The sequence below is a fragment of the Streptomyces sp. NPDC008079 genome (assembly GCF_042957385.1).
In the GTDB taxonomy this organism is placed as follows: domain Bacteria; phylum Actinomycetota; class Actinomycetes; order Streptomycetales; family Streptomycetaceae; genus Actinacidiphila.
Window position 1 is genome coordinate 57,811 of sequence record NZ_JBIBIC010000028.1, and the last position, 10,685, is coordinate 68,495.

General features: G+C 70.4%; 4 protein-coding genes, 1 tRNA gene and 1 rRNA gene. 1 reads left to right on the plus strand and 5 read right to left on the minus strand.

What is annotated here, in order from left to right; all coding sequences use genetic code 11:
- Positions 1 to 39 precede the first annotated feature (39 nt).
- Both ACFZAM_RS35475 and ACFZAM_RS35480 read right to left on the minus strand, forming a co-directional pair.
- On the minus strand, positions 40 to 738 hold the full coding sequence (locus ACFZAM_RS35475; RefSeq protein ID WP_355338120.1) for a response regulator: 699 nt from the start codon (positions 736 to 738) through the stop codon (positions 40 to 42).
- A gap of 253 nt (positions 739 to 991) precedes the next feature.
- Positions 992 to 6,475, minus strand: a complete 5,484-nt coding sequence (locus ACFZAM_RS35480; protein ID WP_355338118.1) for a HAMP domain-containing protein — start codon at positions 6,473 to 6,475, stop codon at positions 992 to 994.
- A 325-nt stretch (positions 6,476 to 6,800) separates the two neighbouring features.
- Here ACFZAM_RS35480 and ACFZAM_RS35485 point away from each other — a divergent pair, with 325 nt between their 5' ends.
- Positions 6,801 to 9,473, plus strand: a complete 2,673-nt coding sequence (locus ACFZAM_RS35485) for a SpoIIE family protein phosphatase (protein WP_391052283.1) — start codon at positions 6,801 to 6,803, stop codon at positions 9,471 to 9,473.
- A 120-nt stretch (positions 9,474 to 9,593) separates the two neighbouring features.
- On the opposite strand, the gene ACFZAM_RS35490 is transcribed toward ACFZAM_RS35485, so the two are convergent.
- From ACFZAM_RS35490 to rrf, 3 genes are all read right to left on the minus strand, one after another.
- Positions 9,594 to 9,666, minus strand: a tRNA-Thr gene (locus tag ACFZAM_RS35490).
- 71 nt (positions 9,667 to 9,737) lie between these two features.
- Positions 9,738 to 10,466 (minus strand): DegT/DnrJ/EryC1/StrS family aminotransferase, encoded by a 729-nt coding sequence (locus ACFZAM_RS35495; RefSeq protein ID WP_355338780.1) that lies wholly within the window; start codon positions 10,464 to 10,466, stop codon positions 9,738 to 9,740.
- Between the two features lie 133 nt (positions 10,467 to 10,599).
- A 5S ribosomal RNA gene (gene rrf / locus ACFZAM_RS35500) occupies positions 10,600 to 10,685 on the minus strand; the annotation flags it as partial.

Consider the following 10,685-nt stretch of genomic DNA (forward strand, 5'->3'; position numbering starts at 1 on the left):
CGCGACGTCAAAAGCGGCGCGCGGCCTTCCCCGTACGGCTCACTCCTGATTCGGCAGCTTGACGACGCCGTTGCCGGTGCCCGGTTCGAGCGCGTCCAGGGCGCGGCGCAGGCCGGTCAGCTTGCGCTCCAGGTGGGCGGCGGTGGCGACGGCGGCGGCGTCCGCGGACTCGTCGAGCTGCTTGGTGAGCGCCTCGGCCTGCTCCTCGACGGCGGCCAGCCGCGCGGACAGTTCGGCGAGCAGCCCCGCGGGTTCGCCCGCGCCCCGTCCCCTGCCGTTGGTGCCCGCGGCGGACGGCACGCCCTGTTCCAACTGGAGCCGCAGCAGTGCCGCCTGCTCCCGGAGCTGGCAGTTCTTGGTGTAGAGGTCGACGAAGACCGACACCTTGGCGCGCAGCACCCACGGGTCGAACGGCTTGGAGATGTAGTCGACCGCGCCCGCCGCGTACCCCCGGAAGGTGTGGTGCGGGCCGTGGTTGATGGCGGTGAGGAAGATGATCGGGATGTCCCGGGTCCGCTCCCGCCGTTTGATGTGCGCCGCGGTCTCGAACCCGTCCATGCCCGGCATCTGGACATCGAGCAGGATCACCGCGAAATCATCGGTGAGCAGCGCTTTCAGCGCTTCCTCCCCGGACGATGCCCGTACCAGCGTCTGATCGAGCGCAGAGAGGATCGCCTCAAGCGCCAGCAGATTCTCCGGCCGGTCATCGACCAGGAGGATCTTGGCCTTCTGCACCATGGCCCGCCCTCCTCGCCCCGGCACTACACCGGTCGCCGCCCCCGGGGACGACTCCGTCGTGCCGCCCGTCCTTGTGCCGGTCATGGTAGCCGCACCCCGCCGTTCGCCACACCCTGTCACCGCCAGGTCACTCAACACGTACCGCAAACGTAGGCGGAGACCAGAAGGTTCCCCTTAATCGGCACCCTCACACCTCATCGGGCGCACGATCCCGGGCGCGGGCCCATGGCGTCGCCGGGCCCGCGCCCGGCCGTCACCGGGCGTGCATCCACTCCTCCATCAAGGTGAGCAGATGGTCGGTGTCGACCGGCTTGGTCACGTAGTCCGACGCCCCGGACTCGATGCTCTTCTCCCGGTCGCCCTTCATCGCCTTCGCGGTGAGCGCGATGATCGGCAGCCCGGCGAACTGCGGCATCTTGCGGATCGCCGTGGTCGTCGCGTAGCCGTCCATCTCCGGCATCATGATGTCCATCAGCACCACGGCGATGTCGTCGTGCTGCTCCAGGACCTCGATGCCCTCGCGGCCGTTCTCGGCGTACAGCACGGTCAGGCCGTGCTGTTCGAGGACGCTGGTGAGGGCGAAGACATTGCGGATGTCGTCGTCCACGATCAGCACCTTCTCGCCGCTGAAGCCGCCGGAGAAGCCGGTGTACGCGTCGGGGTGCCCCTCGTCGGACCAGGTGTCCTCGGTGCCCGCTCCGCCCGGACCCCGCGACTGCGCGGAGCCGTTGGCCGAGCCGTTCGCGGACCCGCCGCGCGGACCCGACCCGTTCGAGGGCGCAGAGCCGTTGGACTGGCCGCCGCCCTCGGGCAGTTGCGGGGGCTGCGCGGAACGGCGGCGCAGCCGGGCCAGGCTGCTGCCGGGGCGCGCCCGGTCGCCGGCCGAGCCCTGCTCGAAGTCGCCGCCGTGGCCGCCCGCGGGCAGTTGCGGCAGCGCCTGCGGGAAGTCGCCCAGGGACAGCGGCAGATACAGCGTGAAGGTCGAGCCGCGTCCCGGCTGGCTGTCGGCGTGGATCTCGCCGCCGAGCAGCCGGGCGATCTCGCGGCTGATCGACAGGCCGAGGCCCGTACCGCCGTACTTCCGGCTGGTGGTGCCGTCGGCCTGCTTGAACGCCTCGAAGATCACCCGCATCTTGCTGGCCGCGATGCCGATGCCCGTATCGGTCACGGAGAAGGCGATCAGCGGCTGGTCGGGCTCGCGCATCGTGCCCGCTTCCAGCAACTGCTCCTTGATCGACTGCGGCACCTCGGTGCCCGCGGGCCTGATCACCAGCTCCACCGAGCCGCTGTCGGTGAACTTCACCGCGTTCGACAGCAGATTGCGCAGCACCTGGAGCAGCCGCTGCTCGTCGGTGTGCAGGGTGACCGGCAGTTCGGGCGAGACCCGGACGGAGAAGTCCAGGCCCTTCTCCGCGGTCAGCGGCCGGAAGGTGGCCTCCACGTAGTCCACGAGCTGCACCAGGGCGATACGGGTCGGCGAGACGTCCATCTTGCCGGCCTCGACCTTGGACAGGTCCAGGATGTCGTTGATGAGCTGGAGCAGGTCGGAACCGGCGCCGTGGATGGTCTCGGCGAATTCGACCTGCTTGGGCGAGAGGTTGCCGTCCGCGTTGTCGGCGAGCAGCTTCGCCAGGATGAGCAGCGAGTTGAGCGGGGTGCGCAGCTCGTGCGACATGTTGGCGAGGAATTCCGACTTGTAGCGCATCGAGACCGCGAGCTGTTCCGCGCGCTCCTCCAGCACCTGGCGGGCCTCTTCGATCTCGGTGTTCTTCACCTCGATGTCGCGGTTCTGCCGGGCCAGCAGTTCGGCCTTCTCCTCCAGCTCGCCGTTGGACATCTCCAGGGCGGCCTGCCGGTTCTCCAGCTCCGCCGAGCGCTCCTGGAGCTGTTCGGTCAGCTCCTGGGACTGCTTGAGCAGTCCCTCGGTCTTGGTGTTGACCGAGATGGTGTTGACGCTGATCGCGATGATGTCGGTGATCTGGTTGAGGAAGTCCTTCTGGATCTGGGTGAACGGCTGGAAGGCGGCCAGTTCGATCACGCCGAGCACCCGGCCCTCGAAGAGCACCGGCAACACGATGACGTGCGACGGAGGTGCCTCGCCGAGCCCCGAGGTGATCTTCAGATAACCCGGCGGCACGTTCTCGATCAGGATCGAGCGCTTCTCCACCGCGGCCTGGCCGATCAGCCCCTCCCCCGGCAGGAAGACCGACGACATCGTCCGCTTGGAGAAGCCGTACGCGCCGATCAGCCGCAGCTCGTACTCCTCGCCGACCTCCTGGGTGTCCTCGGCGAGGAAGAAGGCGCCGTGCTGCGCGGAGACGACCGGGGTCAGCTCGCTCATGATCAGCGCGGCCACGTCGCCGAGGTCGCGGCGGCCCTGCATCAGGCCGGAGATCCGGGCCAGGTTGCCCTTGAGCCAGTCCTGCTCCTTGTTGGCGAGCGTGGTCTCGCGCAGACGGACGATCATCGTGTTGATGTAGTCCTGGAGTTCCAGGATCTCGCCCGCCGCGTCCACGTCGATCCGCAGATTGAGATCGCCGCGGGTCACCGCGGTCGCGACCTGCGCGATGTTGCGGACCTGGCTGGTCAGGTTGTTGGCCATCAGGTTCACGGACTCGGTGAGGTCCTTCCAGATGCCCGAGACGTCGGGCACCCGCGCCTGACCGCCCAGGCGTCCCTCCGTGCCCACCTCGCGGGCGACGCGGGTCACCTCGTCACCGAAGGCGGAGAGCTGCCCGACCATCGTGTTGATGGTCGTCTTCAGCTCCAGGATCTCGCCGCGCGCGTCCACGTCGATCTTCTTGGACAGGTCACCGCGGGCGACCGCCGTGGTCACCTGCGCGATCTGCCGCACCTGACCGGTCAGGTTGGACGCCATGCCGTTCACCGACTCGGTGAGGTCCTTCCAGGTGCCCGCCACGCCCGGCACCCGTGCCTGGCCGCCGAGGATGCCCTCGGTGCCCACCTCGCGGGCCACGCGCGTGACCTCGTCACCGAAGGCCGACAGCGTGTCCACCATCGTGTTGATGGTCTCGGCGAGCTGCGCGACCTCGCCGCGCGCCTCGACGGTGATCTTCTTCGTCAGGTCGCCGTTGGCCACGGCCGTGGCGACCGACGAGATCGAACGCACCTGGCTGGTCAGGTTGTTGGCCATCAGGTTGACGTTGTCGGTGAGGTCCTTCCAGATGCCCGACGCGTCACGGACCCGCGCCTGGCCGCCGAGCTGGCCCTCCGTACCGACCTCGCGGGCCACGCGCGTGACCTCGTCACCGAACGCGGACAGCGTGTCCACCATCTGGTTCACCGTCGTCACCAGCGCCAGGATCTCGCCCTTGGCGTCGACGGTGATCTTCCGGGACAGGTCGCCCTGCGCCACCGCGTTGGTGACATCGGCGATGTTGCGGACCTGACTGGTCAGGTTGTTCGCCATGAAGTTGACGGACTGCGTCAGGTCCTTCCAGGTGCCGCTGACGCCCTGCACCTCGGCCTGCCCGCCCAGGATGCCCTCGGTGCCCACCTCGCGGGCCACCCGGGTCACCTCCGCGCCGAACGCGGAGAGCTGGTCGACCATCGTGTTCAGGGTGTTCTTCAGCTCCAGGATCTCGCCCCGGGCGTCCACGTCGATCTTCTGCGACAGGTCACCGCGCGCCACAGCGGTGGCGACCTCGGCGATGTTGCGGACCTGGGCCGTCAGATTCCCCGCCATGCCGTTCACGGAGTCGGTCAGGTCGCGCCACACACCGGCGACGCCGGGCACCTGCGCCTGGCCGCCGAGCCGCCCCTCCGTGCCCACGTCACGGGCCACGCGGGTCACCTGCTCGGCGAACGACGAGAGCTGGTCGACCATCGTGTTGATGGTGTTCTTCAGCTCCAGGATCTCCCCGCGCGCGTCCACGTCGATCTTCTGCGACAGGTCACCGCGCGCCACAGCCGTCGTGACCTGCGCGATCTGCCGCACCTGGGACGTCAGATTGCCGGCCATGAAGTTGACGGAGTCCGTCAGGTCCTTCCAGGTGCCGGCCACACCGTCCACCCGCGCCTGACCGCCCAGCCGCCCCTCCGTACCCACGTCACGCGCCATCCGCGTCACCTGGGCGGCGAAGGAACCGAGCTGGTCGACCATCCGGTTCACGGTGTTCTTGAGCTCCAGCATCTCGCCGGAGACGTCCACCGTGACCTTCTGCGTCAGGTCGCCGTTGGCGACCGCCGTCGTGACCTGCGCGATGTTACGGACCTGGCCGGTCAGGTTGCGGAAGGCCGTGTTCACGGAGTCCGTGAGGTCCTTCCACGTACCCGCCGCGCCCGGCACCTGCGCCTGACCGCCCAGCACACCTTCGACGCCGACCTCGCGGGCCACCCGCGTCACCTCCGCGCCGAACGCGGAGAGCTGGTCGACCATCGTATTGACGGTGTTCTTCAGCTCCAGCATCTCGCCGGAGACGTCCACCGTGACCTTCTGGGACAGGTCGCCGTTGGCGACCGCCGTGGTCACCTGCGCGATGTCGCGCACCTGGCCGGTCAGGTTGCGGAAGGCGGTGTTCACCGAGTCGGTGAGGTCCTTCCACGTACCCGCCGCGCCCGGCACCTGCGCCTGACCGCCCAGCAGACCCTCGGCGCCGACCTCACCTGCGACCCGCGTCACCTCGTCGGCGAACGTCCGCAGCGTCTCGGTCATCGCGTTGATCGTCTCGGCGAGCTGCGCGACCTCGCCGCGCGCGCCGATGGTGATCTTCTGCGACAGGTCGCCGTTGGCGACCGCCGTCGTCACCTGCGCGATGTCCCGCACCTGGGCCGTCAGATTCCCGGCCATCAGGTTCACGGAGTCCGTGAGGTCCTTCCACACACCGGCCATGCCCGGCACCTGGGCCTGGCCGCCCAGCTCGCCCTCGGTGCCCACCTCGCGGGCCACCCGGGTCACCTCGGAGGAGAACGAGGAGAGCTGGTCCACCATCGTGTTGACGGTGTTCTTCAGCTCCAGCATCTCGCCGGCCACGTGCACGGTGACCTTGCGGGACAGATCGCCCTTCAGGACCGCCTGCGTCACCAGCGCGATGTCCCGCACCTGGGCGGTCAGCCGGTACGCCATGGTGTTGACCGAGTCCGTGAGGTCCTTCCAGGACCCCGCCATGCCCCGGACCTTCGCCTGGCCGCCCAGTTTGCCCTCGGTACCGACCTCGCTGGCCACCCGCGTCACCTCGTCGGTGAACGCGGAGAGCTGGTCCACCAGCCCGTTGACCGTCCGGCCGACCTTGAGGAATTCGCCGCGCAGCGGGTGCGCCGACCCGTCCGCGTTCTGCGACCGCAGGTCCATCCGCTGTTCCAGGTCGCCCTCGGCCACCGCCGACAGCACCCGCCCGACCTCCGACACCGGCCGTACGAGATCGTCCACCAGCGCGTTGGACGCCTCGATCGCGGCGGCCCAGGCACCCTCGCAGGCACCGGTCTCCAGCCGCTCTGTGAGTTTTCCCTCCCGGCCGACGACCCGCCGGACCCGGGCCAGCTCACCGGTAAGGTGCTGGTTACGGTCCGCGACCTCGTTGAAGACGGCGGAGATCTCCGCCATCACGCCGTCACCCGACACCGTCAGCCGCTTGCGGAAGTTCCCGTCCCGCATCGCGGCCAGCGCTCCGAGGAGCTTGACCAGCGCGGCCGAATCGACCTCTACGGTCCCACTGGCGCGGGATCGCCCGTTCTTCGTGCGCGTGCTCGTGCCCCGCGCCGATGCGCCAGACTCCACCGTGTCCCTCCTGGAGGGTCGACCGACCTGCAAAAGTGCAAGATTGCTGCCTTGAGAGCATGCCCAGTGTTTCACCATGGCCCCACCCGGCCATAACAGTTCGGCGGCAACGCTTATAACCCGTGGCACGTTCGGGGTGGAAACACCCGCAACCGGCGCACGCGGTGTCCGCGTGGGTAAGTAACCTGGCTCTTGTGTCGGCGGCGCCGCACCTTGCCAGGCGTACACCTCAGGGGGCCGCCGACGAGGACCGGGCAGGACGGCGGCGGCACGGGCGGCGGGACCGGTCAGCGGACCCGCCCACGGACGAGCAACGAGGAGACCGGTGATCACGGCGCGCGCTGCGGCCAGCTTCGAACCGGTGGGGCGGTCGGTCGCCGTCGCGCGTGCCTTCGTACGCGACACCCTGCACGGCTGGGGCTTCGCCGACGTCGTGGACGACGCGGTGGTGCTCACCAGCGAACTGGTGACCAACGCCGTCGTGCACGCGGGCACCGCCGCCGACGTGCAGTGTCTGCGGTACGAAACGGCCGTACGCGTCGAGGTCGCCGACCACTACCCCGACCGCGAGATCCCCATCCAGGGCAGAGGCCGCCAGTTCCGCGACCCCGACAACGAGGGCGGGCGCGGCCTGCTGCTGTGCGCCGCCCTGGCCAGCCGCTGGGGCGTGGAGTACACCGGCGCGGGCAAGCACGTCTGGTTCCAGCTCGACCTGCCCGAGCGCCCCGCGGGCACCCGCTCCGCCGGACCCGTCCTGCCCGCCGCCGACCTCCCGCTCACCGACGAGAGCGTGCGCGTCGCCGTCGTCCAGGTCGACCGCATGGGCTCGATCACGCGCTGGAACGACGACGCGGCCGAGCTCTTCGGCCACCCAGCCGCCGACGTCGTCGGCAAACCGCTCGCCGACCTCACCGCCTGGCCGCAGACCCCCGGCACCGGCATCGGCCTCGCCGAGGCCCTGCTGCACTCCCGCTGGGAAGGCACCTACGGCCTGCGCGACGCCGACGGCCGCGTCCTGCCCGTCTACGGCTCCCACCTGCGCGTCCGCGACAGCGAGGGCGAGCCCTCCACCGTCATCCTGCTGGTGCGCGCCGAGGAGCGGGCCGTGCTCCAGACGCCGTCCCGCGGCTCCGGCAGCGCGGAATCCGGCCTCGGCCAGCGCGGAAAGACCACGCACGCCTTCGAGGTCTTCATCGGCTCCCCCGCCCCCGACGACCTCGACAGCCTCCTCCAGCGCACCGTCGAACGCGCCCGCGACATGCTCGACGGCGACGCCGCCTACCTGCTGCTCGCCACCGACGACGAGACCGAGCTGGAAGTACGCGCCTCCACCGGCCTGCCGTCCGCCCGCCAGCGCTTCGCCCGCGTCCCCGTCGAAGCGGGCACCGGACGCTACGGCAGCGCCCGTATGCCGGCCGTCCACGAGGACCTCACCGCGGTCCCCGGCGCCGTACCGCTGCTGTCGGGCACCGGCATGCGCTCGGTGGTCACCGTGCCGCTCAAGGTCGAGGGCCGCCTGACCGGCTCGCTCGGCGTCGCCGCCGAGGCCCCCGGCCGCTACAACAACCAGGAAGCGCTGCGGCTCCAATTCGCCGCCGACCGGATCGCGCTCGCCGTGGAGAGCGCCCGGCTCACCGAGCTGGAACGGCTGCGCCGCGGCTCGCTGTCCTTCCTCGTCGAGGCGTCCGACCTGCTCGCGGGCACGCTGGAACGCGACCAGACGCTGGCCCTCATGGCCCAGATGACGGTTCCGACGCTGGCGAGCTGGTGCGCGGTCTACACGATCGCCGAGCAGTCGGAACCGGAACTGGCTTTCGTCCTGCACGAGGACGAGGACCGCATCGACGGCATCAAGGCGCTGCTGTCCCAGGTACGGCCTCCGGAGCCCGACCCGACACCCGGCGCCCGCATGTGGACCGCGCCCTCCGACGCGGCCCACTCCAGCGCCCTGCGGGCCTCTCTGCGCAGCCTCGGGGTCGGCGCGCGCTCCGCGCCCTCCTCGTCCGCGCCGAACGCCGCCACGCCCACCTCGGGCAAGGGCGGGCGCGCGCCGAGCGCCCCCGGTGTCGCGCTCGCCACCGCGGCGGCCGTCGGCGGCGAAACGGTCGTCCTGCCGCTGGTCGCCCGCAACCGGGTCATCGGCATGCTCACCCTCGGCAAGCCCGCCGACGAACGCTTCCGCCAGGAGATCCTCGAACTCGCCGAAGACCTCTCCCGCCGAGCGGCCCTCGCCCTGGACAACGCCCGCCTCTACAGCGAGCGCACCGCGATCAGCCAGGCCCTCCAGCGCAGCCTCCTGCCGCCGGAGCTGCCGCACATCCCCGGCGTCGAGGTCGAGGTCGTCTACCGCGCCGCGGGCGAGGGCAACGAGGTCGGCGGCGACTTCTACGACCTCTTCCCGATCCGCGACGGCTGCTGGGGCTTCGCCATCGGCGACGTCTGCGGTACGGGCCCGGAGGCCGCCGCCGTCACCGGCCTCGCCCGGCACGCGCTGCGCCTGCTGGCCCGCGAGGGCTTCGGCGGCCCCGCCGTCCTCGAACGCCTCAACGCCGCCATCCTCGACGAGGGCGCCCGCAGCCGCTTCCTCACGCTCCTGTACGGCGAGTTGTGGCCCCAGCACGACGGCAGCGCCGTCCTGCGCATGGTCTGCGCAGGCCACCCGCTCCCGCTGCGCCTGCGCCCCGACGGCACCGTCGAACCCGCCGCCGAACCGCAGCCGCTGCTCGGCGTGATGGACGACCTCGAACTGTACGAGCAGACCGTCTCACTCGACCCCGGCGACGTCCTGCTCTGCGTCACCGACGGCGTCACCGAGCGCCGCGAGGGCACCCGCATGCTCGGCGACGACGGCCTCGCCGACGTCCTGTCCACCTGTACGGGCCTGACCGCGGGCGCCGTGGCCGCCCGTATCCAACGGGCCGTTGAGCGCTTCGCCTCTGACGCGCCGTCCGACGACATGGCGATCCTGTCGATGCGGGTTCCGAAGAAGTCCGAGTAGCGCGGGTTCTTCGCACGGGGATTCTTCGCACGGGGATTCTTCGCGCGGTCCTCGGCGCGGGTCCTGATGCGCGACGGCATGAAGAAGGCCCCCACCTGACGGTGAGGGCCTTCTGTGCCGAGCCCCAATACGGAATCGAACCGTAGACCTTCTCCTTACCATGGAGACGCTCTACCGACTGAGCTATTGGGGCGCGTCGATGGGAAGATCCTATCCCATGAACGCGGGTGCTCGAAGCACGCTCAGGGGTCGTTCAGCGGCGGTTCACAGCAGCCCGCCGAGCGCGTTGCAGGCGTCCGCGATGTGCGTCAACTCCCGCTGGGTGATGCCGGGGTGGACCGGCAGCGACAGGCTGTCCGCGGCCACCAGTTCGGTCTGCGGCAACACGGCCCCCGACCGGTGCGCGGGCATCCGGTGCACCGGTACGGGCACGCTCACGGTCGCCCGCACGCCCCGTGCCGCCAGGGCCGCGGCGAAGGCGTCCCGGTCCGGCCGGCCGTTGCCGGGAATCCGTACCGCGTACTGCCGGTAGAGGTGGTGCGCCCCCGGCTCGGTGTACGGCACGACCACGCCCTTGAGCGCCGAGTCCAGGAACCGCGCGTGCGCCCGCCGCCGGGCGACCACTCCCGCGTCCTCCTCGACACCGCCCTCGGTGCCCTGCTCCACGAGCGCCAGACCACGGCGCGACGCCAGGTCGTCGAGCCGCGCCATCGGCGCGGGGTGCCCGAACACGTGGACGGGTACGATCGCGGCCGTCCGCGCCGTGACGCCCGCGGCGACGGCCTCGGGGGCCAGGCAGAACGTCCGGGGGTCGATGTCCGCGAACACCGGTGTGGCGCCCGCGAGTCGGACGGCGTCGGCCGGCGCGCCCGGTCCGAACGACGGGACGATGACCTCGTCCCCTGTCCCGATACCCAGCTCCTCGAGCGACGTGCGCAGCGCGGCGGCCGTCGCGTCCGAAGCGATCCTGTGCCGTCGTCCGGCAGTCGTCATCTGCTGCACGTCTCCACACCTCCGCCTATCGGGAGGCCCAGAGTCTCGGAGCGACGTGAACAGAGGGTAACGGAAAACAAAAATGCCTTGGCCCCCGAGTCGAAGCTCGGGGGCCAAGGCATTGATAAAGATTGTTCGGCGGTGTCCTACTCTCCCACAGGGTCCCCCCTGCAGTACCATCGGCGCTGAAAGGCTTAGCTTCCGGGTTCGGAATGTAAC